This is a genomic window from Streptomyces sp. NPDC031100 (genome assembly GCF_055570785.1).
This window is the reverse complement of the sequence record NZ_JBVIGN010000010.1, coordinates 352839-373777: the sequence shown is the minus strand read 5'-3', so window position 1 is coordinate 373777 and position 20939 is coordinate 352839. Positions and strand designations below refer to the sequence as shown.

General features: G+C 70.1%; 18 protein-coding genes and 7 pseudogenes. 8 read left to right on the top strand and 17 right to left on the bottom strand.

Going from position 1 to position 20939, the window contains the following annotated elements:
• The 3 genes and pseudogenes from ACZ5DS_RS28295 to ACZ5DS_RS28285 all read right to left on the bottom strand — a co-directional run.
• Nucleotides 1-351 (bottom strand): annotated as a pseudogene (locus ACZ5DS_RS28295) (integrase core domain-containing protein); the annotation flags it as partial.
• Between the two features lie 266 nt (nucleotides 352-617).
• The gene (locus ACZ5DS_RS28290; RefSeq protein ID WP_468243729.1) at nucleotides 618-2672 is read right to left on the bottom strand and encodes a hypothetical protein; all 2055 of its coding nucleotides are present in this window, start codon (nucleotides 2670-2672) and stop codon (nucleotides 618-620) included.
• A 541-nt stretch (nucleotides 2673-3213) separates the two neighbouring features.
• The gene (locus tag ACZ5DS_RS28285) at nucleotides 3214-3783 is read right to left on the bottom strand and encodes a hypothetical protein (RefSeq protein WP_468243726.1); all 570 of its coding nucleotides are present in this window, start codon (nucleotides 3781-3783) and stop codon (nucleotides 3214-3216) included.
• Nucleotides 3784-4150: 367 nt separating this feature from the next.
• Between ACZ5DS_RS28285 and ACZ5DS_RS28280 the strand changes: the two genes are divergently transcribed.
• Entirely contained in the window at nucleotides 4151-4339 is a 189-nt protein-coding gene (locus ACZ5DS_RS28280; protein WP_468243724.1) for a hypothetical protein, read from the top strand.
• Nucleotides 4340-4501: 162 nt separating this feature from the next.
• On the opposite strand, the gene ACZ5DS_RS28275 is transcribed toward ACZ5DS_RS28280, so the two are convergent.
• The 10 genes and pseudogenes from ACZ5DS_RS28275 to ACZ5DS_RS28230 all read right to left on the bottom strand — a co-directional run bounded on the left by ACZ5DS_RS28275 (nucleotide 4502) and on the right by ACZ5DS_RS28230 (nucleotide 10984).
• Complete coding sequence (locus tag ACZ5DS_RS28275) at nucleotides 4502-4822, bottom strand: hypothetical protein (protein WP_468243722.1); 321 nt, start codon at nucleotides 4820-4822, stop codon at nucleotides 4502-4504.
• A gap of 123 nt (nucleotides 4823-4945) precedes the next feature.
• Nucleotides 4946-5509 carry a PIN domain-containing protein gene (locus ACZ5DS_RS28270; protein WP_468243719.1) on the bottom strand — a complete coding sequence of 188 codons (564 nt, stop codon included), beginning with the start codon at nucleotides 5507-5509 and terminating at the stop codon, nucleotides 4946-4948.
• A 36-nt stretch (nucleotides 5510-5545) separates the two neighbouring features.
• Nucleotides 5546-6097, bottom strand: a pseudogene (locus ACZ5DS_RS28265) (transposase); the annotation flags it as partial.
• Nucleotides 6098-6205: 108 nt separating this feature from the next.
• Nucleotides 6206-6292: pseudogene (locus ACZ5DS_RS28260) on the bottom strand (hypothetical protein); the annotation flags it as partial.
• 53 nt (nucleotides 6293-6345) lie between these two features.
• Nucleotides 6346-6717 (bottom strand): annotated as a pseudogene (locus ACZ5DS_RS28255) (HAD family hydrolase); the annotation flags it as partial.
• Nucleotides 6718-6797: 80 nt separating this feature from the next.
• A complete protein-coding gene (locus tag ACZ5DS_RS28250) occupies nucleotides 6798-7457 on the bottom strand; it encodes a LysE family translocator (RefSeq protein ID WP_468243717.1) in 660 nt (219 codons plus the stop codon).
• A 597-nt stretch (nucleotides 7458-8054) separates the two neighbouring features.
• Nucleotides 8055-8402, bottom strand: a pseudogene (locus tag ACZ5DS_RS28245) (transposase); the annotation flags it as partial.
• A 9-nt stretch (nucleotides 8403-8411) separates the two neighbouring features.
• A pseudogene (locus ACZ5DS_RS28240) lies at nucleotides 8412-8693 on the bottom strand (IS110 family transposase); the annotation flags it as partial.
• Nucleotides 8694-9583: 890 nt separating this feature from the next.
• Nucleotides 9584-10456, bottom strand: coding sequence for a hypothetical protein (locus ACZ5DS_RS28235; protein WP_468243714.1), 873 nt, complete (start codon nucleotides 10454-10456; stop codon nucleotides 9584-9586).
• A 303-nt stretch (nucleotides 10457-10759) separates the two neighbouring features.
• Nucleotides 10760-10984: a hypothetical protein gene (locus ACZ5DS_RS28230; RefSeq protein WP_468243712.1), complete on the bottom strand. Its 225-nt coding sequence runs from the start codon at nucleotides 10982-10984 to the stop codon at nucleotides 10760-10762.
• Here ACZ5DS_RS28230 and ACZ5DS_RS28225 point away from each other — a divergent pair.
• Together ACZ5DS_RS28225 and ACZ5DS_RS28220 are read left to right on the top strand one after the other, a co-directional pair.
• Complete coding sequence (locus ACZ5DS_RS28225) at nucleotides 10983-11429, top strand: trypsin-like serine protease (protein WP_468243710.1); 447 nt, start codon at nucleotides 10983-10985, stop codon at nucleotides 11427-11429. The two genes, ACZ5DS_RS28230 and ACZ5DS_RS28225, sit on opposite strands and share 2 nt — an antisense overlap.
• Nucleotides 11422-12276, top strand: coding sequence for a hypothetical protein (locus ACZ5DS_RS28220; protein WP_468243707.1), 855 nt, complete (start codon nucleotides 11422-11424; stop codon nucleotides 12274-12276). Before ACZ5DS_RS28225 ends, ACZ5DS_RS28220 begins: the two co-directional genes overlap by 8 nt.
• Before the next feature lie 596 nt (nucleotides 12277-12872).
• Here ACZ5DS_RS28220 and ACZ5DS_RS28215 read toward each other — a convergent pair.
• Together ACZ5DS_RS28215 and ACZ5DS_RS28210 are read right to left on the bottom strand one after the other, a co-directional pair.
• Entirely contained in the window at nucleotides 12873-13790 is a 918-nt protein-coding gene (locus tag ACZ5DS_RS28215) for an NADP-dependent oxidoreductase (RefSeq protein WP_468243705.1), read from the bottom strand.
• Nucleotides 13791-13842: 52 nt separating this feature from the next.
• Nucleotides 13843-14226 carry a nitroreductase family protein gene (locus tag ACZ5DS_RS28210; RefSeq protein ID WP_468243702.1) on the bottom strand — a complete coding sequence of 128 codons (384 nt, stop codon included), beginning with the start codon at nucleotides 14224-14226 and terminating at the stop codon, nucleotides 13843-13845.
• Between the two features lie 14 nt (nucleotides 14227-14240).
• Between ACZ5DS_RS28210 and ACZ5DS_RS28205 the strand changes: the two genes are divergently transcribed.
• A complete protein-coding gene (locus tag ACZ5DS_RS28205; RefSeq protein ID WP_468243700.1) occupies nucleotides 14241-14534 on the top strand; it encodes a hypothetical protein in 294 nt (97 codons plus the stop codon).
• A gap of 283 nt (nucleotides 14535-14817) precedes the next feature.
• Here ACZ5DS_RS28205 and ACZ5DS_RS28200 read toward each other — a convergent pair whose 3' ends face one another.
• The gene (locus tag ACZ5DS_RS28200; RefSeq protein WP_468243697.1) at nucleotides 14818-15174 is read right to left on the bottom strand and encodes a hypothetical protein; all 357 of its coding nucleotides are present in this window, start codon (nucleotides 15172-15174) and stop codon (nucleotides 14818-14820) included.
• A 122-nt stretch (nucleotides 15175-15296) separates the two neighbouring features.
• On the opposite strand from ACZ5DS_RS28200, the gene ACZ5DS_RS28195 reads away from it, so the two are divergent.
• The 3 genes and pseudogenes from ACZ5DS_RS28195 to ACZ5DS_RS28185 form a co-directional block, all read left to right on the top strand.
• Nucleotides 15297-15890 carry a hypothetical protein gene (locus ACZ5DS_RS28195; protein WP_468243694.1) on the top strand — a complete coding sequence of 198 codons (594 nt, stop codon included), beginning with the start codon at nucleotides 15297-15299 and terminating at the stop codon, nucleotides 15888-15890.
• Between the two features lie 947 nt (nucleotides 15891-16837).
• On the top strand, nucleotides 16838-17032 hold the full coding sequence (locus tag ACZ5DS_RS28190; protein WP_468243692.1) for a DUF1918 domain-containing protein: 195 nt from the start codon (nucleotides 16838-16840) through the stop codon (nucleotides 17030-17032).
• A 191-nt stretch (nucleotides 17033-17223) separates the two neighbouring features.
• Nucleotides 17224-17454 (top strand): annotated as a pseudogene (locus ACZ5DS_RS28185) (transposase); the annotation flags it as partial.
• A 115-nt stretch (nucleotides 17455-17569) separates the two neighbouring features.
• On the opposite strand, the gene ACZ5DS_RS28180 reads toward ACZ5DS_RS28185, so the two are convergent.
• The gene (locus tag ACZ5DS_RS28180) at nucleotides 17570-17914 is read right to left on the bottom strand and encodes a hypothetical protein (protein WP_468243689.1); all 345 of its coding nucleotides are present in this window, start codon (nucleotides 17912-17914) and stop codon (nucleotides 17570-17572) included.
• Nucleotides 17915-18065: 151 nt separating this feature from the next.
• On the opposite strand from ACZ5DS_RS28180, the gene ACZ5DS_RS28175 reads away from it, so the two are divergent.
• Nucleotides 18066-20804: a helix-turn-helix transcriptional regulator gene (locus ACZ5DS_RS28175; RefSeq protein ID WP_468243687.1), complete on the top strand. Its 2739-nt coding sequence runs from the start codon at nucleotides 18066-18068 to the stop codon at nucleotides 20802-20804.
• Nucleotides 20805-20939 lie beyond the last annotated feature (135 nt).

The window sequence follows — 20939 nt, the reverse complement described above, 5'->3', positions numbered from 1 at the left end:
CTAGGTGTATTGACCCGCAGGGTTGTTCACGCGGGTGATGGGTGGCTGGCCGCCGAGTGCGGTGTGGCAGCGGTGGTGGTTGTAGGTGTGGAGGAAGTCTGCCAGGGCTTTCGTCCGTTCGGTGTTGCTGGTGTAGGGCCGCTGGTAGGCCCATTCGTCGAGCAGGGTGCGGTTGAAGCGTTCGACCTTGCCGTTGGTCTGTGGCCGGTAGGCGCGGGTGAGCTTGCCGACCGCGCCGAGGTCGGCAAGTGCCTGGCGCCAGGCGAAGCTCTTGCGGTAGGGCCAGGCGTTGTCGGTCAGGACCCGTTCGATGCGGTCGATACCCGATGCGGCGATGAAGGCGGCGGCCCGGCGCAGGTGGCGGCCTTCTCGTCGCTGTTCCAGGTCTTTATGCGGTGGAAGGCCACGCCTTCCTCGCAGAGCAGGACCCTAAGTGGTCGGCACCGAAAGTCCTTCGGGAGTTGACGTCGGAGGCGGTTCCGTGTCTGGCGTCTGGTCAGATGTCAGCGGCGGCGAGGTGCGGAGGTTGAGAGATACGATCGAAAGGGATAGAGCGCGATCTTGAGCGGGTGATCGGTGCCTCTGGGGCGGCATGCGCCGTACGTCCTCAGCGGTGATCACAGCTTGTGATCGAAGGCCCGTGTCGCGTCAATGGGGTTCAGCAATTTGGACCGGTTCTCGGTTGGCTCGGACGGGCCGATCAGGGCCGCCCCGACGACGCTGAGGAGGTTTCGGGGGTTGTCGAGGGCCGATAGCTGCTGCGTGATCGTGATGGTGTTACCTCTGACCGTCGCCGTTGCGTCATCGGCCTGATCGTGGCGGACAAAAGCAATCGCGTTCGGGAAGTTTCCGCCCTCGACGCCGTCGCCGGCTTTGATGCGTCCGCTATAGGCGCGGGTTGCTCCGCCTTTCGAGTATTCGTACGCCGCGAAATAGTCTTGGCCCGCCGTTTCGAACCGTACGATGAAGAGCAGTCGGCCGACCGAGGGGACCGCGTTGACCGCCTCTTCGAATCGCGTCGCATCGCCGACCGACAGCGTGAAACGGATGTTCGCACCGGTCCTGTCCAATGCGACGCCGGTGAGGTCGGCCCCGGGCAGGTTGGTGCCGCCCGCGATGCGATTGGGCCACGTGGCGTCGCCGGAGGGATCGGCCATCGGGCTCGACGGCACCGGGTCGCTGAACGGGGGGTTCCCGGCCACCAGACTCGGACCGGTGAGCTGTTTCGCGAAGCGGATCCCGGTCCGGTTGCCGTCGTTGTTGTCATCGCTGTACGCGGTGTACAGACGGCCGTCGGGATCCATGCCCACCCTCATCCAGTTGCGCAGGCCGCGGTCATGGCCGCCCGAACAGAGTGCCCCCGATCCATCGGTGCAGAACGGGCCCGTGTGAACCACGCGATGGTCGATGACCGATTGGGTGAAGTCCGGGCTTGAGCTGAGGGCGTTGGCGGAGTGCGCGACGAACGCGTGCCACGCGACGTCGGCCGGCTGAGTGTCGGGGATCCCGGAGCCGTTGGTCCCGTAATAGACGATGGCGACGTTGCCCGGCGAGCCGGCCACGACGTTGCTGACGACAGCGGTTTCCGCGGCCCCCGTCGACACGCGGACGGGCGTACTCCACCTGCTGCCGGGGTTGCCGCCTTTCGTCGGATCATTGGCCGGGTCGGAGATGTTCGACGTACTCATGACGGCGTCGGAACCGCTGTCCGTCCCCCAGACGGCATAGAGATTTCCGCCGGTATCGGTGGTCACCCACGGCAGAGAGAATCCGTGGTACGGCCTCCCCTGGCAGCCGCCGCACGCCAGGTCGCCCCCGACGTCGTGGGTCCGGAAGGTCTTGGTGGCATCCGTGGAAACGGCGATGCCGACCGTCGGAGTCGGGTTCCCCAGCTGGCCTACTTCGTCGAAGACTTGATAGATGGCACCGTGCGCAGGGCTCTGGGCGGACCGGTCCATCACCAATCGTGTCGCACCGCCCGCGGCGTACTTGGGAATCGGATCGACGTTCCACGAGGCCCCGCCGTCCTGCGTGGTCGCGTACTGCGTGCTCGGCTGCCCCAGGTTCGCCAGCGCCAGGTTGGCCCACTCGAGGTACGCCCTCTGGCCGCCCGGGGCGAGCAACCAGGGCCGATCCGCGCCGCCCGGCGACGTCACCGGGTTGAAGTTTGGCCAGGTGTCGCCGGCGTCGGAGGACGCGGACGCCGTCAGGGAGCCGAATCCGGGCACGATTCCGGACAGGTAGACATTGTCATTGCCAGGGGAGAGCGCAAGCGCGCTGTTGCCGAAGCCCGGATCGCCGCAGTGCGGCTGTGAGTTGCTGGTCGGACAACTCTCGTCGAACAGGGTCCGGAAGGTGTCACCGCGGTCGAGCGAGCGTGCCACGATGTTGGGGAGCGTGGGCGTCATGATCCTTCCCCAGGGGAAATCGACGAAGACGCGGCCATTGCCCCGCGTGTCCACGTCGACGCCAGGGTCCGCCCCCGTCACACGCTGCAGATCCACCCACGTCCCCGCACTGAAGGTGAGCGCATCGTTCTCCATGGTCTTCGGCGCCGGGGCGAGGCCGATGCGATGGCCGGCCGCCGTACCCGCGTGCCCAACGTCGGCGGTCGCGAGGACAAGCGACGAGAACGCGACGGCGCAGACCACGAGGCGACCGATTCTTGCCATATGAGGACCCTCCTTCTGTACCAGGAGGCACCCGGTCACACCGCGACCGGCGGCCCCGTCCACGCGGTGCGGGCCGTCGACACGGGGCGCCGGAGCCAGCCGACACACGCTCCTGCCGTCGGCCGCCTGGCATGGCCCGTTCGAGCGAGCCGCCGACCGCCAGATCTACCTCCGCCGGCGGCCGCCGCACCCGCGGACGCGCAGGCAGCGTCTCGTCGCTCAAGCCCGGAGCACATCCCCCACACGGGGGGCGCCAGCGCCTCGGAGATCGCGTGCAGGGGCGTGCAACCTGAGCGTGTACATGCAGAAAACAACAGCCAGCACACGATCGGAGACGATCAGCGCCAGCGCGAGCATCGCCGACGTCGCGAGCGTCTGCGCCAGCTCTGCTGCGCCCGACTGCCCTTCCTGTGCCTTCTTCGCCCGGACGAGGGCCATACTCTCGGACCCGACCGCACGCTTGGGCGCTTCGCTCGCAGTTATCTCGGCGCCGTGCTGGCTCCCGTCGTGAGAGGCTCTTGCGGGTCAGGTGCCGAGCGGGTCAGTCATCGGCTTCGTCCTCCTGCCCATCGGCTTCGTCTTCCTGTCCGGGCGCGTCGCCGATGGCGACGCGCAGGTCATGCATGCCTTGCAGGATATCGATGAGGGCTTCTTCCGCCCCGCTCAGAGCGTGTCGGGTTCCGTCCGCGTCGCCGCGCTCGGCGTGCAGTTGGGCGCTGAGTGCGTACACCGCTGTCATGACGGCGGCGAAGGCGGCCTCCCGGCCGGGTGGCAGTTCTTCTGCTTCGGGTTCGGAGACCTGCAGTGCGGTGCGCTGCAGCCTGTTGGTCAGGACGTTGACCGCGAGGCCGGGCTCCGCTCCTAGCTGTTCTCCCCAGCCGAGCAATGTCTCAAGGACGTCCTCGATCTCCTCCTCCTCGTCGGTCAGACGGGTTGCGGCGGTGATCTCGAGCTCCGTTTTCGCCAGCAGACTGCCCAGCAGGCGCAGGCGGTCTTCCTCCTGTGGTCCCGCGGGTTGCTTGTCCGGATCTGCAGCCGGCTCAGCCGCAAGAGCGGCCAGCGCTGCGTAGATCTGCTCAGCACTTACGGGGCGCTCGCTACTGATGCTCACGCCTTCAGCTTCACCCAGCAAAGGCGTACCCGCCCGCCCAGACACGCGGAATCTGTCCACAGGGAAGCCGTCCTGGCGTCGGTGTCCGCTTCGGGTGAAGCCCCGGCATGCAGAGTCGGCCGCCTCCAGCGCCTGGACAGCTCTGTCTGAGTCTGCAGCCGCAGCGGGACAGGATAGGGCATGGGGTTGCGCAGTGCCTAGTCCAGGATCCCCGGCTTGGTTTCGGGTCGGCAGTACTCGCAGGCGCGGAAGGGCGGCGTGTCGGCGAGGTGGATGGCGGCCCCGAGCTGATGGCCCTCGCGGAGCTCCTGCTCCACCTTGTATCCGTCTGCCTGCTGTGCGGGTCCCTCGAGCGCCGGCTACTGGGATGGGGGAGCTGGCGCCTGCCGCGCGTCTGCTGCTCGGCCGCGGCGAGCGTCTGCTGGACGGCGATGCGCTGGAGTCGTCGGTAGGTCCCGACGGCCGCGTGGTCGGCGAGCCGGTGCTCGAGGTGGCCCAGAATCGCGCGGAGGCGTGGTGGGTCCGGCGGAAACTCGGTCATTGTTCGATTCTGTGAAGGTGGCCGTGAACGGCACCCACGGCACCGGCTGACCTGTCGCATCGAAAGTTGAGCGATTCTCATCGAAGGTTGAGTAACGACACGGTGCAGGTGAGGGGCAGGGGGTCCGGGAATTATCGCAACGAACCGGTTTCAGCGGTAAGGCTCAGCCCTCTCCCGTTACCGGCCGTCGAGGCGGCCGACCTGCCAGTGCCCCCGACCCTTGGCGTCCACGAACATCGCGTGGGCGGCCAGCACATCCAGGACGGCGGCCATCCGCCCGGTGTGCCCGGCACCGGGGACGGCCTTGCTCAGGCGCTCCACGATCGCCGTGCGGGTCAGGGGCTCCCGGGACCTGACCAGTGTCCGGGCGACCCGGTGCAGCAGCGTGTCCCCAGGCGTCCCCAGCTCCGCCTGCCGCCACCGGTCTTCACCGCGGGTGCGCCGCTCGGTGAGTGCGGCCATCCGCGTCGAGACGTGCTCCAGCACCACGGGCAGCACCGGCTGCCGCTGTGAGGGGACTCGCGGGCGCTTCCGCTGCCGCCAGTACAGTGCCCCGGCCGCCGTCCCAGCACCGCCGCGGCCGTCAACCGCTTCGGTTCGCTGAACTGCTCCACCGCCGCTCTAACCAGGTGGCCGGGTCAGGTTCGCCAAGACACTCGCCTGCCGCTCCAGGTCGGCCATCCGGCCTTCCGCCACCCCCACGTCCCCCAGGGCCGCGCACAGGGCGATCCAGTCGCTCACCGCGAGCCCGCTGTCGACCAGGTCCGCGTCGGTCCCGATGGTAACCACCGGGGCGATCACCCCGGCCAGCAGCAGCATCGGCACATCAGAGGCGTCCCGCCCGGCGAGAACCTCAGCCTGCGGGGTCATCGGCAGGCCGGCGGTGTCCACGACGTACAGGACGGGCGCGTACCGGGACGGCCACAGCGCCAGTGCCCGTCCCAGGTCGAACCGGCCGCTCTCGCGGTGCCGGTCGGCCAGTACCCGGGGCACCTCCTCCCACGCGTGGACCGGCATCAGGCACCGCACCGTTCCGGCCCGCGCCCCGGCGACGAACGACGACGGGGCCGGCCGCCGGGTGGCCGCGATGATGTCCGTGGCCAGCACGGAGGTGTCCAGCAGCGCGCTGCGCAGGGACCCACGCTGGTACAGAGTGCGCCGTCCGGCTGGCGCCAGTTCGCTCATCCGCGCATCTTAGAGGTCGCGCAGATAAGTGGTCGGTCATGGTCGGCGGCGGGGGCGTGTATCCCATCGGTGAGTGGTCCAGGCACGGCGGATGAGACTGCGGACGGTGATGATCGTGTCGGTCAGGACGAAGGAGACTTCGATGACGCTGATCCGCCGTTCGTAGCAGCGTGCGAGCCGGTGGAAGGCGTTCTGCCAGGCATGAGTGCGCTCGACGTGCCACCGCTGGGTTGCCTGGACTGGTGCGTTGGTCCCCTTGTGGGCGATCCGGCCGTGCAGCCCCCGCTCGCCGAGCAGGGCGCGTGACTTGGCCGCGTCGTAGCCGGCGTCGAGGTGCACGGTGATCTCGTCGGGCAGTGGTCCAAGTTCGGGCAACAGATCCGGTGTTGGAGCCAGGAGCGGCGAGTGGCAGTTGGCGCTGGCCAGCACACGGCCGATGGGGATGCCGTAGCCGTCGGTCATGCCTGAACGCTTCACGCCCTGCTTGCCCCAGTCGACCGGTGAGCGTCCGGCCGCTTCACCGCCGCCGGGGGCCTTGGTGATGGCGCCGTCCACGGCGATCTGGTCGAGGACGAGGCCGACGATCAGGCTGGCGCCCAGCCAGTCGTGGTCGAGGTCGGCCCCTGAAAGGGACGGTACGACCGCGACGTAGAGTCCGGCAGCACGCGCCGAGGCAATGCCCGTGGCCGAGTCCTCGAACACGACGGAACGCTTCGGGGGCACACCGAGTGTCTCGCATGCCGTGAGGTAGAGCTCTGGTGCAGGCTTGGGGGGGGGGAGCACACTTCGTCGTCGGCGAACGTGTGGGTGAAGTAGTCGGCGAGGCCGGCCGACCACAGTGCCGCGTCCAGCAGTTCCCGGGGGCTATTGCTGGCTACGGCGATGGGTACGGCTGCCCGGCAGCCGCGCACCAGTTCCGCTGCCCCGGGGAGGGCTGCGGCGCCCCGGGAAAGCTCCTCGCGGACCCTTTCGAGGAGTTCGGCGGCGAGTTCGGCGCCAGCGTCCTGGCGTCCGAGGTATTCGGCCATGGCCTCTCCAGCGTCCTCCACGGTGCGGCCGATGACCAGGGTTTTCTGTTCGGGGCCGAAGGGATGGCCGTGCGCGGCGAAGATGGCCGTTTCCGCAACGGCCCAGCATGCTTCGGTGTTGACCAACAGGCCATCGCAGTCGAAGACCACCGCCTCGGCGCTGGTGAGGAGCGAGCCCATGCAGATGCCCTTTCGCTTCAGGTGGCGCAGGTGCCCGTTCGGTGGCTGTCGGATCGCCTGCGGTTGCGTCGACCGGTGGCTTACTGTCCGAGTGCGAGCCGGATGCCGAAGGCGGCGATGACCGAGCCGGTGATGCGGTCCAGGGAGCGGCGAGCCGAGGGCCGTTGCAAGCGGTCTCGGAGCACGTGCGCGAAGACGATCAGCGCGCAGGCCCAGGTGAGAGCCAGGAGGATGTGCACACCAGCCAGGAGCACGCCTGAAGCGAGGTGCGAGGCGCCGGCGGGAATGAACTGCGGGAGCACCGCCACATAGAAGGCGCCCATCTTCGGGTTGAGGAGATTGGTCACGAACCCTTGCCGCCAGCCGGCGAGCAGGGTGTCGTCGGCGCCTGTCCTGGTCCTGCCCTCGGCCCGGGCCCCCGATGTCGGCGGGCTCTGGCTCGATGAGTGGTGCCGGGTGGCCCACAGCAGTCTGCCGCCCATCCACACCAGGTATGCGGCGCCGGCCCAGCGAAGAGCCTCGTAGGCGAGGTGAGACGCGGTCAGCAGTGCAGTCACACCGAGCGAGGTGAGCACGCCCCAGACCAGCGTGCCGCTCTGGATGCCGAGGACCACACCCCAGGCGCGACGTCGGTGCCCGAGCGCCGCGGTGCGCAGGATGAGGGCGGTATCCAGCCCGGGAGTAAGCGTGAGAAGTCCCACCATAAGGGCGAAAGCGCCCATTGCGTCTGGGGTGATCATGAGCCATCACCCTAGGTCGGGAGCCACGGGGCGTCCACATTTCTGCCCGACATCGGGCAGGAATTGCGGTATTCGACTCCGAACTTGCGCATCGCACCTCACGATGACTTGTCCGGGATGCGCCTCAAGCGATGGGCAAGCCTGACAGCCTGGACTCCACTGGAACGAGGGTGCCTACAGCCACGACGGCAGCACAGGCACGGGTCTCCTGGTGATCATTCACAGAGCGTCGCAACTCCATAATCATCAAGACCTGTGCCTGCTTTGCTGTCGAGGCCCACCACCGCGCCTATCTGCGCGGCCTCTTAGTGCGGGCGTTGACCGGCCGGTGCGGGATTCCGGCGCCGTGCGCGGGCTGCACCGACCCCTCCAGAGAGCGCTGAGCCCTACCGCCAGAACCGGTTCCGATAGTCTCCGGCCCCCTGCAGGCGCTCGCAGGTCAGCGAGCAGGCTACCGGCCCGCGGCGCAGGCCGCGATGGCACGCTCTCAACCTTCGTGAGAAGAAGCCTCTCCGCCCAACCTTTGGTGAGAATGCTCGGCCTTCGCTGCGAAGGGACACCGGCCGCTATCATGTGACTGATTCCCAATCGTCCTTGTCAACCCGGCTGGGGCGGCTCGGGGGTCCAGTGCCGTTGATCCCGGATGAGAGCCCATAGGACGTCGAGCCGACGGCGAGCGAGTGCGAGGATCGCCTGCTTGTGACTCTTGCCCTCGTTTCTCTTGCGGGCGTAGAACGTCTTCGACGTAGGGCAGAAGCGCGCGGCGATCTGGGCCGAGAGGTAGAAGACGCGCAGGAGCCGGCGGTGGTAGCGATGTGGTCGGCGCATGTTTCCGCTGATCCGGCCTGAGTCCCGTGGGACCGGCGCGAGACCGGCGACTCCGGCAAGCCGTCCCGTGCTGCCGAAGGCGTCCATGTCCCCTCCGGTGCAGGCAATGAACTCCGCTGCGTCCCGGGCGTCGGTCTTGCCTTCGCCCCGGTAGCCGCCGGCGGCCCGGTTGACCATGGTGCTGGAGATGTAGAGCACGCGTTGCCCGTGCGTCAGCAGCAGGGCCGGCAGGAGCACGGCTCCTCCGGTGCTGATGTCCACGACCCAGGTCACTTCATCAGCGAGGTCGAGCACCTGGACCATCACGGCCAGCAGTTCGCTCTCGTCGTTGGCCACGCGCCGGGACAGCAGGCGCTGTCCCTCCTGGTCGATCACGACCACATGGTGGTGGCCCTTGCCGATGTCCACCCCGGCCCACGCTTGTTGCACCGCCGCCTCCCAACGGCTCGTCCGATGTGTTCCCACAGACGACCTCGCCGGCTCATCCCTACGCAGCGATGCGATCGCAATTCTCCATCAGCGGCCGAGTCGTCGCGGAGCGCCGGGCGGCCAATCGGGCGAAGCCACACGGTCGGCAGATGCCTGAAAGCCACACCCAGCGCTCCTGGGTTCCAGAACGCTACGACTGGCCCGGGGCGACCCATGAAAGAAGGTAGGGATGTCTGACCACCACGGTCAACGTTCCCGTCATCGCCGACCTGCGTCCCCTGCGGCTGTCCAAGAACACCACCCTCACCGCCGCCGCACGACACCTCGGCGTCTGGCCGACCAGAATCTCCGACATCGAACGCGGAACCCGCCGACTCGACGACCTCGCCCACGCCTACCGCAACTGGCTCCAAACTGCTTGACCAGCAATAGGAGCATCAACGCCCTCGCACGTGCATCCCCACGCCCAGAGGATGACGACGGCACACCGCCGCCGCTGCGGGTCCAGTCCGTCGAGCATAGGCGCCCACTTCGGGCGCGGGCCCGATGCATGGGCCGCCTTGCCGAACTGCACGTGGAGCTTGCTTGAGGGGCCGAGGTCGGGATGGACATCGCACCTGTCGAGGCGAACGGCCTCACTCACCCGAGGCGCCGAGTGATACAAGGTGCGCAGCAGCGCGTAGTCCCGTGCCGCCGCCGGATAGTCGGACGTGGTCACAAGGCGGGCGCGGGCGAAGGCGAAGAAACCGTCAGGCGACACCGAGGCGTCCACGCCTTCCCGGGCGAGAGCCGCCGCCTCGCCGCGGCCCCAGTTCTACGCCCGCGTCGGCGCGGCTGCTTCAGGCTGGGCGACGAGTGGTGATGCGTGCTCAGGCGGAGGTCGTGCGGCGGGAGCGGGCCCGCCGAAGGAGTGCGGTGCCGGCTGCGGCGGTGAGGAGTACGCCGACGGCGGCCCAGGCCAGCGTGGCAGTGCGGGACGACCCGGTTGAGTGCTGTGCCAGGCACTTCTTTCCGGGGGCGGCGGGGGCGATGCGCAGTCGGGCCCAGGGTTTGTCGGCGCCGGTCTGGTCGACGTCGTGCCGGTAGACGACGTAGATGCCGGGTGCGGAGTCGCAGGTCAGGGTGGTGGTGGCGGTCAGGACGGCTTTGGCGCCGCGCAGGACGGGGCGGTCGGTGAAGGCGCGGGAGGTGAGGGTGATATCTCCGTCCGCTCCCTCGTCGTCGTTGTCCGTGATCGTGATGCGGCTGCCGGCCCGGAAGGTTCGCACGTCCCATTCCGACTGGGGCCACGTTCTGTCCGGAGCCCAGCGTTCCTCCAGCCTGGGCGGAGGCAGTTTCCTGACCTTGTTCCGGCAGGCGCGGCGTGCCGCCTCGTCGGCGGGTTCCACGCGCACCCGTGCCCATCGGAACGGATGCTCGTCCGGGCCCACGTCTCCGGCGCCGCGCTGCGTCACCGGGTAGGTGCCAGGCCGGGCGTCGCAGGCGATGGTGACGGTGGTGGTCAGCACCGGATGCATCATGCGCAGCTTCCCTGCCGCAACGAACGCGGGGGAGTTGATGGTTGCGAGGTAAGTGACATCGCTGGCCGCGGTGTTGACCGTCAGTGTGTCGCCGGGATGCACCGAGCGGACACTTCCGAACGGGAGCGAGGGTCCGGGCGGCGCGGCCGAGGCTGGCTCGGCTGCCAGGAAGGGGAGCAGGAGGGGGAGTGCCGCCCACGCGGTCTTGCGGAGTCGGTCCATCGCTACACCCTGTCCTCTTATTTGACGACATGCCAGTTGTTACTCAGTAGTACACTATCGCCACTTGATTGAACATATGTGCGGATTCTGGTCAGTTCAGGGCCCGCTCGCTGTTCGGCCCTCTCCAAGACGGAAAGGCATCTTCTTGCGTTCCAGACACAGATGGATTCCAGCCCTTGTGCTGGGACTGGGCGTAGGCGTTCTCGGAGCCGGGACAACATCGGCCGCCACGGGCGATCCGTCACCAGCGCTCTCCACCCCACCGACAGCCTCCGCATCACCGGAGACTCCCGGCACCGGACGTCAGGTCCCGCCGACACTGCCCTCGGCATCGGCATCGGCATCGGCATCGGCGCCGTCGACGGACGCGGGGGCCGTCGACCCGACCGACTCCGCCACCCCCTCGGCCCCCTCGACGCAGCCCGCAGAGCCATCCCCCTCGCGGTCTGCCGAGCCGACCACGTTCCCCTCCCCCTCGGACGGACCGAGTCTGAGCGAGGAGGAGAAGTACTGGACGGCGGAGCGCATGGCCAACGCGGTCCCGGTCGATGCCCCGCCGGACCCCGCTCCGGCCGCCTCGAAGCACGGCATCGCCGCAGGAAGCGCCGTCACGCACCGGCCGCCGCCGTCGGGCACCCCCACCCCCGAGCACTTCCTCGGCCACCCGATGATCGGCACGTTCTTCTACGACGGCCGGCAGCTCGGCGGCAAGAAGACGTACTGCACGGGCAGCGTCGTGCACACGGCCGCCAAGGACATCGTCCTGACCGCCGGACACTGTGGCCTAGGCCTGAAGTCAGCCACCCACCGCATCTTCGTGCCGCGATACCGCATCGGCAAGCCCGCCGCCGAGCAGCCGGACGGCGTGTTCCCGGTGTCCCAGCTCTACATAGACCCGCGCTACGAGAGGAACAGCTGGCAAGGACGCCCAGGACCTGTTCGCCGACGCCGGCGCCCACCGGATCGTGGATGACCAGAAACCGCCGTACCCGCCGTCCGGGGACCCCTGGCTGCCCGGCTCGGCCTCCACCTGGCAGCACGCCAAGCTGCTGGCCTCGGGTGACTTCCGCCAGACCGGCCACAGCGACATGATCGTGGTCTGGACCGACGGCGAGGTCACCCTCTACCCCGGCACCGGACACGGCGGCTACGCCCCCGAACGGCAACTGTTGCCCAAGAACGACACCTGGACGAACGCCAGGACCATCACCGCAGGTGACTTCACCGGGTCCAACCGGTTCGACCTGCTGGTCCGCTGGTCCGACGGAGAGGTGACACTGTACGGCGACGTCGGCACCAAGGGACTGAACTGGGCCGGCACCCAGATGATCAAACCCAACGACCTCTGGAAGAACGCCACTCAGATCGCCGCCGGCCGCTTCGCCGCCTCCCAGTACGCCACCGACCTGGTCGTCCGCTGGATCGACGGCGAGCTGACCCTCTACACCAACGTCAGCGCCGGCACCTTCGGCCAGGAACACCAACTGAAGCCGAAGAACGACACATGGAAGGACGCCACACTCCTGACCGCCGGTGAGTTCTCCGGCAACCAGAAGTGGGACCTCATGGTCCGCTGGACCGACGGCGAACTCGACAACTACGTCGGCACCACCACATCGGGCCTCGGCACCGAGCAGCGCATCCTGAACCCCAACAAGACCTGGACCCACGACGCGGCCATGACCACCGGCGACTACACCGGCAACAACCGCACCGACGACCTCCTCATCCGCTGGTCCGACGGCGAAACCACCATGTACACCGACACCGGCACCAACCACCTCGGAACCGAGCACATGCTCGTCGCCCCCACCTCCTGAACCCGCCAGAACCGCCCCCGGGCCGGACACCTGCCGCAGGCCGCACCGCCAGCGGCCCAGGCCTCTCGGCCGGGGCCGCACGGCCGGGAGAGGGGGCTCGCGGCCCGGGAGCGTCACCAGGTACCCGACCTCGCCCGCACCGCACCCCACCACCCACCCGCCACTCACCACCAAGACCAGGGGAGGGGGCAACAGGGCTGCCGGGTCTCGGATTCCTTGATGTCCAGGGGGCGACCGGGACTGTGCCTCGTTCGCGTTGAACGCCGATGCCTGAGAAACCATCTTTGAACCTCCCACAAGACCGTGTCGTCACGGTCGGAGGACGCTGACGACACCGTCGGGGGAATCGGACTGGCGACCTCGCGGACCTGGCTCGCCTCGCTGACGCGACGGCGAACCTGCATCCTCGCGCCTCGCGACCTCCGGTGAAGGGGCGCAAGGCGCGGCGTTGAGCCGACCTGCGCCGCCTCGGCCACCGCAGCCTCGGTTCCGGCGAGTGAGTGCACCCGTTCGTACAGCAGACCCGACGGTGCTTGCCTCGACGAGCCGCGTGACCCGCTGTTCGACCCCGTCGGCCGGGCTGTGGCTGTCACTCCCTACGGGCGTACGCGGATGACTGTCTTCCCGCTGCGTCGCGTGGTCGGGTTGAAGGCATCGACGGCATCGTCGAGGCTCGCGATGTCACCGATGTTTGTCCGTAGCCGTCCGTCCCGCACCCGCTGCACGATCTCACCCAGTTCGGCACGGTCGGCCTCGACAACGAAGTCCACCGCCAGTCCGTCAGCGGGCCGGGCCTCGACCGGGCCGACGATGGACACCAGCGTTCCTCCGGCCCTGATCAGGGCGGCGGACCGCTTCTGAACGTCGCCACCGATGACATCGAAGACCAGATCGACGCCGCCCACGTCTTTCAGCGCGTCCCTCTCGAGGTCGACGAACTCATGCGCGCCGAAATCAAGTGCCTTCGCACGGTCGGAGGCGCGTCCGGTGCCGATGACGTAAGCGCCGGCCTCACGTGCGAGCTGGGTCACCATCGTCCCGACTGCCCCGGCCGCGCCATGGGCGAGGACGGTCTGGCCGGCCTGAAGGCGGCCGTGCTGGAACAGCCCCTGCCACGCGGTCAGACCTGAGATGGGCAGGGACGCGCCTACCGTGAAGTCGACGTCGCCGGGCAGCGGTGCGAGGTTACGTGCTTCGATCGCCACGTACTCCGCCAGAGTGCCGTCGCGGTGCCAGTCGGCGAGGCCGAACACCCGCTGCCCGACCGACAGCCCCGTCGTGCCGTAGCCGAGGGCGGTGACCACTCCGGCCAGCTCGTGGCCGGGGACCGACGGTGTCTTGTCACGGCCGGCGCGATCGGTCCAGGTCGATGGCCACTCCATCTCAGTCGGGACGAAGCCCGATGCATGAATCTGAACGATGACGTCGTTGATCGCTGCGGCCGGCTCAGGCCGCTCCGTCAGCGTCATCCCGGCCGTTCCCGCGGCCTGGTCGGTTACCACAATGGCTCTCATGGAGATTTCCACTTCCTCGTATGTGTTGTGGGTTTTGGTTTCCGAGTGGTGTTCAGGCGTAGGTGAACAGCTGGTCGGCGTCGAATCGTGAGATCGGGCTGGTGTACTGCTTGTCGGGGGCGGGGTAGCCGAGGGTCAGCAGCAGCGTTGTGCTGTGTCCGGTCTCGCGGATCTTGAATGCATTGTCGACGCTGGTGGGGTCGAATCCCTCGAGCGGCGTGGCCTCGACGCCGAGTTCGGCGGCGGCCATCATGGTCAGGCCCACTGCCAGGTGGGTCTGCTTCTCCATCCAGTGGTTCAGGTCCTTGTGGCTGTAGGTGCGCAGGTTGAGGAAGTCGCGGGTCATGGATTCCCACAGCTGATGCTTGGACGGGTCGGGGAAGCGGCCGTCGGCCCTCTCCTTCGTGAACACCGCCTCGAGGTGGCTGTCCAGCACGTCTGCCCGGGTGGTTGGGCAAGGAATCCGGGCTGGTCATCGACGCCGCCCGGATGGGTGTCCCGCTGATCGTCTCCGACCACGACCCGCACCTGACCAAGGCCCTTGCTGGGCAGGACTGGGTCCGCCTCTTCCCGCCGGGCGACGGCGCCGCCCTGGCCGACCTCCTGAGTGACCTGGCCTGGTCCCCGCTGCCCAGGCCCGCCGCGACCACGGTCGCCGCACTGGACGTGCCGACGGCCGCCGAGCAGACCGCCTTCCTCACCGAGCTGAAGGAGCCGCAACCGTGCCCGCCCTGCCCCCGCTGATCGCCGTCGTCGGCCCCGTCGAGCCCGCCCTGCTGACAGCCTGGGTGCACCACTACCAGGCCGTGGGTATCGAGCGGTTCCACCTGGCCTTCCACTTCCCCGAGCACGTCGAGCCGGAGCGGCGCCACCAAGTGCAGGCCGCCTGCCGCGAGCTCGGGATCGTCCCGGCCGCGGTGAGCTGCGGGCCGTGGCACGAGCACACCAACCCCCAGCTGCGGGACGCCCTGCGCGAGCGCGCCGGGACGGGCTGGCATCTGCTCGCCGACTCCGACGAGTTCCACGCCTACCCCGCCCCGCTGCACGAGGTCCTGGCCGAGGCGGAGCAGACGAAGTCGGCGGTGTGGGACCAGGCGGCCTCGGTGAGCCAGTCCAGGTCGAGGCTGTGGTCTCTGGAGAGGCGCAGGCCCTGGCGCAGACAGCCGACGAGCAGGGCGCGGTCGGGCAGAGAGCCGGCACTCCACTGCTCGCCGAGCGCGGTGAACGCGCGCTGGGCGGCCTGCTTCCAGTCGCCCGCTGTCCAGTGGTCATCGGTCTGGTCGTCGACGCTGCGGATGGTGGAGCGGATGAGGCCGTGGAGGTGGAAGGGCCACAGCGCGAAGGCGTCCTCGCGGATGAAGGGCCGTTTGAGCAGGCGGCGCACCGGGGCCTGGTGGGGGAGTCCGACGGGCGCGGACGGCGAGGGGTTCGTCGAAGGCGTCGAGCACCGGCCTGGACGACGACATCGCCGACGGGGCCCCGTCCCGCCACTCCCGCCAGCTCACCGTGCCTCAGGAAGGGCGCCGCACCCCAGCGGCGGACCAGCTCAGCTACACCGCCGACTTCACCTGGCCCGACCGCTGGTGGATCGCCGGCACCGACGGCAAGCCGCCGCGGGCATCGACCCGGTACGAGCGGGCCCGGGTCGCCAGCCTCGCCCTGCAGAACGCGATCCGCGCCGCCCGCACTACGCCCGCCGCCGCGCGGGACGACGCCCCGGCCGCGACCGTGTCAGCCACCGCGCGCGCCGACGACCACAACCACGACCAGGCGGCGGCCACGCCGCACGCCGTCGACCACCCGGGCCGGGACGCCGTGCTCACCCCGGCGCAGCGGTCCGGCGCCGTCCACGTCCATCAGCAGGGCGCGATGCCCGAGGAGTACCTGGAGGGCCGTACGACCGACCCGGCGACGTGGATGCACACGCCGGAGAACCTGGACCGGCTCGCCGCCTTCACCCGTGAGGCCGAGGCACGCCGCCGCGCCATCGAGGACCAGGAGCCCCCGGCCGCCAGCGGCCCAGCCGACCCGCATCGCCAGGAGCACGAGCAGCAGCGCCAGCAGCCCGGCACCGGGCCCGCACCGGGAGCGCGCCCGTGATAGCCGGCCACCGCACCTCGATGCGCACCGACCACAGGGTGAACGACATCCGATGCGCACCACCCAGTGGGGAGCGCGCTGCATCCTGCACGACTCATCGCACCGGTGCGCACCGGGTGCCGTCGCCGTCCAGCACCTGGCCCGCCCGCTGAACCGGCGCTGGGCGGTGTGGCATCGGCCACGGACCAACCGTCCGGTCAAGGGGTGGTCGAGGGCCAAAACGGACACCGCGAGCCGGGATGAGTAGATCGCGGGCAAGGGGTGACCCCGCAGGCTGGCCGTCCGTCCCGCACGCGTCAGGTGCGCACGGGACGGACGAACAGCCACCCCATCCCGGCCCCAGCCGGGAGGAACGAGGACCCAGTGCCCACACCTGCGCCCGCACCGACCCCCGCCACCCCTTCCCGCCACGCCCGCCCGGCACGATGGAGCCCCGCCCACCGCCGCGACACCACCGCCCGGCCCGCGCCGTCCGCGGCCTGCGCGCAGCGGTGGGCAAGCCCCGGTGAGCTCCCACCGCCGGCGCTTGCGTCCCCACTGCCGAAGCCACTTCCGTGCCCGGCACCCGCGCACCGCGCATTTCCCCTTGTCACCACGGTTTTAGGGCCCGCGCCGGATCGTCACAACCCTCTTCTCTTCCCTATGACCCGAGTTGGTTGTCAGTGGTGGGGGAGATCATCGGGTCCGGGGGGCCGGATCCCTCCACGGCCGGGGGCCGGCGCCCGGCCGCTGGCCGGACGCGGACGACGGGAGGGCGAGCCTGATGGCGGGCAAGAGGAAGGTGAACGAGGCGGGAGCTTGTTCTTTAACCTCTTGTTTCTGAACGCGTGGGGGTCCAGTCCGCCGTCGCGGTTCACCAATAGGCCGGAACATCCGGGTGCTTGCGCTGGTGAGGACAGCCTGCGGGGTATGAGTCAAGCTCACGACGTCTGGAGAGAGGTGATGGGATGCAGGCCAGCGTAGGCGACAGGCTCCTTGTCCACGGCAGGACCGTGGGCCAGCACGATCGGTCGGCCGAGGTCATCGAAGTGCTGGGGCCGGAAGGCACGCCTCCCTACCGAGTGCGCTTTGAAGACGGGCACGAAACCCTCATGTCGCCGGGCCCGGACACCGTCATCCGGCATTTCACTGAGGACGAGTAGGCAGCTGGCTGCCTCTGCGTGAGGGCAGCGGTGGCAGCTCGCTCGAAAGGGGCTTCGAACTTACGCATCGCTCTGCGGTTCAGCTGACGCGAACGCGGCCTTCGTCTGATCATGTGCTCCGTCACAGAGGTACTTGATCAGCCGAAGGCCGTAGCCATGAGTATGGGGAACGGCATGTCCCGTGGGATGCGATTGCGGAAACATCACGCCTCCGGGACGACCTTTTCGACTGCCTGACCGCGCGCGGGGACGAGCTGTTCGAGCTGGTGGACGCGTTGCTGCGTGCGGACGGGCGGGTAACGGCGCCGGTGGACCTGACGCTGGTGGCCGAGCACCGGCGCGGGCACGGCGCCGTGTACGACGCGTTGAACCGCGGGAACGTCGACGTGCCCCGGCTTCGGCAGGTGCTAGCCGCAATGCCGTGTAGTTAGGTGTGGGGCGAGCGTGTCAAGCCGCCTGAAGCAGGGTGCGGGAGTGGCGGGCGGCACCGCGCCCCGTGTCGTGGTGCCGCCCGCCCTGCCCTCGCCCGGCCGGGTGTCAGCGGGTGCAGACGACGTAGATGGTGCCGCTGCCGTAGCCGCCGTCCGTCCTCTGCAGCCAGCCCTTCCACCCGTTCGGCCGGCCAGCGGAGTTGCGCGTCGGCTCGGTGAGGACGACGTACATCCGGGTGCTGTCGGCCCCGACGCCGCCGCCGGTGGCCACGTAGCCGGACGGGCAGGTGATCGTGGTGTACCCGCCGGTGAAGTACTTCGACTTGACGGTGGACGTGATGGAGCTGGTGGCCGCGGCATCGGCGGCGCTGGGGCTGAGGACGGTGGCGGCGAGCAGGACAGAGGCGGCCGCACCCAGGCCGTAGGCGGTTCGTCGGACAGCAGCGCTCATGAGAAGTCACCTTCCGGTGTGTGGTGGACGCGACCGTGTCGTGGACGCGATGCCGCAAGGGTGGCCCGGGCAGGTCGTGCGGCACATCAGTACTGCCACTGAGATCCGGTACGCACCCTCCGCGGGCTCTCGGAACCGGGATACTGCCGGGGTGGGAAGCGACTTCGTCGGGCGGGGGGCCGAGCTCGCGGTCCTGGGGGAACGGATGGCCGCCGCGGCGCGCGGCGCGGGATCGGTGGTGTTACTGGCGGGACCGGCGGGCATCGGCAAGAGCACGCTGGCGGCCGAGGCGCTGCGCCGCCACGCGGATCCGGCGGGCCTGGCCGTCGTACGGGGCCACTGCCCCAGGGACGGGGCGGCTCCGCCGCTGTGGCCGTGGCAGCGGGCGCTGCGCCGGGCCGGTGTCACCCCGGGGGTGGCTGCGCGGTCCGATGGGCGGTGGAGTGCTCTGGAGCCGGCGGCGGCGACCGCGGCCCGGTTCCTCGAACTGGCTGCGATGAGCGAGGCGTTGGCCGTCTCCGCCGGCGGCGGGCTGGTGGTGCTGCTGGAGGACCTGCACTGGGCGGATGCCGCGAGCCTGGATCTGCTGCGGCAGGTGACCGGTGAGGTGGCCGAGTGCAGGCTGTTCGTGCTCGGCACGGTACGGGAGCCGGTGCCGGAGGAGACCGCGGGCGCGCTGGCGGAGCTGGGCCGGTACGGGGCAGGCACGCTGCAGCTGGCGCCGTTCACGCTGGCGGAGGTCGCCAGTTACGTCGGGGAGCCGGACGCGGCGGAGTCGTACCGGCGTACGGGCGGGCTGCCGTTGCTGGTCGCGGCGCTGCGGGCGCACGCGGGTGACATCGGGACCGTCGTGAGCGGGCTGCTGGCCGGGCTGACCGACGGGCAGCGGGAGGTCGTAGGGGCGGCCGCGGTGCTCGGCGAGCAGCTGGACGCCGCGCAGCTCGCCGCGGTTCTGCCTGAGTCGGACGAGGCCCTGGTCGCGCGGGCGCTGGCGGCGGCCTGGCACTCGGGGGTGCTGACGGCCGTACGGACCGGTGGCGCCGGGCGCTCGTACCGGTTCGCGCACGATCTCGTACGGGACGAGGTGCTCGGCCGGATCTCGCCGGCCGCCGCCCGGGGGCTGCACGGGGCGGCCGCGCGGGCGCTGGAGCGGGCGGGGGACCGGGCGCAGGCGGCCCGGATCGCGGCGCACTGGCGGCGGTCGGGCGCGGAGCCCGGTCACCGGGCCGCGGCGGCGCGCTGGTCGCGGGTCGCCGCGGAGCAGGCCCGGCAGCGGTACGCGTACGCCGACGCGGCCCGGTATCTGGCCGAGGCGGTGGCCGTGCTTGAACCGGCCGATGCGGAGCGGGCCGACGTGCTGATCGAGCTGGCCCGGGCCGAGCACCTGTCGGGACGCTACGACGCGAGTCTGCGGCACTGTACGGAGGCGGCCGCGGTGGCGCAGGCGAGCGGGCGGGGGGAGGTGCTGGCCGAGGCGGCGCTGGTGATGCAGGGGGTGAGTTTTCCGCACGCCTCGCAGGCGATCGTCCGGCTGTGCGGGGCGGCGTTGGCGGCCCCGGGGCTGGCGGACGGGGTGCGGGCGCGGCTGCTCGCGCAGCACGCCACGGCCTCGGCGGATCTGGGCCGGTTCGAAGCGGCGGCGGAGCATGCCCGGGCCGCCCACGAGCTGGCCGAGGCCTGCGGTGATCCGCGGGCCGGGCTGGAGGCGGCCCGGGCGCTGGAGACGCTGCTGGTGCATCCGGACGACAGCGCCGAGCGGCTGCGGCTGGGCGAGCTGTCCGTGGTGCGGGCCGAGCGGCTGGGCGATCCGCTGGCCGGGGTGCTGGCGGAGGTGTGGCGGGTGCAGGCCGGTTATCTGCTGGGGCGGGTGGAGGTCGTGGACGACGCGGTCCATGGCATCGAGGCGATCGTGGAGCGCTGCGGGCTGCCGTTGGCGCGCTGGCACCTGCTGCGGGTAGGTGCGGCGCGGGCGCTGCAGGAGGGGCGGTTCGAGGCCGCGCGGGCCTGCAACGAGGAGGCCACGGAGGTGGCGCGGGCCGGCGGGGACCACACGGCGATCGGGATGGGCCATGTGCTGCGCCAGCACCTGGCGCTGGTGCGGGGGGACGCGGCGGAGCTGCCGGAGCGGATGGGGCGGGACCTGGAGCGGGCGCCGAAGACTCCGCTGGTGCTGTCGGTGCGGGCGCGGCAGCTGTTCCTGATGGGGCGGCTGGACGAGGCGCGGGGGTTGTACGAGCGGCTGCGGGCGCAGGTGCCGGTGCCGATGACGACGGCGTCATGGCCGGCGGTGCTGCTGCATCTGGTCGAGTTGATCGAGGCGTTCGGGGATGGGGAGGCCGCAGGGCTCGCGTACGAGCAGCTGGCGGTGTTCCGGCCGTATCCAGGGGCGCTCGGCACGCCGACGGCGTACTTCTCGGGGAACCCGAGCCGTGATCTGGGCCGGCTCGCGCGGGTGGCGGGGCGTGCGGTGGAGGCCGAGGAGCTGCTGCGCGAGGCGCTGGTGCGCAACCGGGCGCTGGGTGCGCGGCCGTATGTGGCGCTGACGTGTCTGGACCTGGCCGGTGTGGTGCGGGAGCGGGGTGGTCTGGGCGAGGCGGCCGGGCTGGCCGGGGAGGCGCTGGCGATCGCCGGTGAGCTGGGCCAGCCCGGGGTATCCGCCGCCGCGGCGCGGCTGGTCGGGGAAGTCGCGGCGCCGCGGGCGGACGGTGACCCGCTGACGCCGCGCGAGCGGGAGATCGCCGCGTTCGTGGCGCGGGCGTGTACGAACCGGCAGATCGCCTGTGATCTGGTGATCTCCGAGCGGACGGTGGAGAGCCATGTGCGCAGCATCCTGGGCAAGCTCGGGTACGCGAACCGGACGGAGCTGGCCGCGCGGTGGGCCGACCGCTGACGGCCCTTTTCTGCGGGCTAGACCCAAGGCCGTGAAGTTATGGGTCCGGCGGGGTTGTCCAGGGGGAGCCCCACAGGCATCGAAATCCTCGCGCCCGCAGGCCTTTGACAACGAGGCCCAGCCGCAGACTTCACG

What these genes read in the sequence shown, in the direction of transcription:
- ACZ5DS_RS28235 (WP_468243714.1), bottom strand. Translation starts at nt 10,456, where the DNA reads ATGGACCGACTCCGCAAGACCGCGTGGGCGGCACTCCCCCTCCTGCTC.
- ACZ5DS_RS28270 (WP_468243719.1), bottom strand. Translation starts at nt 5,509, where the DNA reads ATGAGCGAACTGGCGCCAGCCGGACGGCGCACTCTGTACCAGCGTGGG.
- ACZ5DS_RS28230 (WP_468243712.1), bottom strand. Translation starts at nt 10,984, where the DNA reads ATGCGCTCCGCCGTCCAGTACTTCTCCTCCTCGCTCAGACTCGGTCCG.
- ACZ5DS_RS28215 (WP_468243705.1), bottom strand. Translation starts at nt 13,790, where the DNA reads ATGAGAGCCATTGTGGTAACCGACCAGGCCGCGGGAACGGCCGGGATG.
- ACZ5DS_RS28250 (WP_468243717.1), bottom strand. Translation starts at nt 7,457, where the DNA reads ATGATCACCCCAGACGCAATGGGCGCTTTCGCCCTTATGGTGGGACTT.
- ACZ5DS_RS28180 (WP_468243689.1), bottom strand. Translation starts at nt 17,914, where the DNA reads ATGAGCGCTGCTGTCCGACGAACCGCCTACGGCCTGGGTGCGGCCGCC.
- ACZ5DS_RS28290 (WP_468243729.1), bottom strand. Translation starts at nt 2,672, where the DNA reads ATGGCAAGAATCGGTCGCCTCGTGGTCTGCGCCGTCGCGTTCTCGTCG.
- ACZ5DS_RS28190 (WP_468243692.1), top strand. Translation starts at nt 16,838, where the DNA reads ATGCAGGCCAGCGTAGGCGACAGGCTCCTTGTCCACGGCAGGACCGTG.
- ACZ5DS_RS28225 (WP_468243710.1), top strand. Translation starts at nt 10,983, where the DNA reads ATGGCCAACGCGGTCCCGGTCGATGCCCCGCCGGACCCCGCTCCGGCC.
- ACZ5DS_RS28280 (WP_468243724.1), top strand. Translation starts at nt 4,151, where the DNA reads ATGGGGGAGCTGGCGCCTGCCGCGCGTCTGCTGCTCGGCCGCGGCGAG.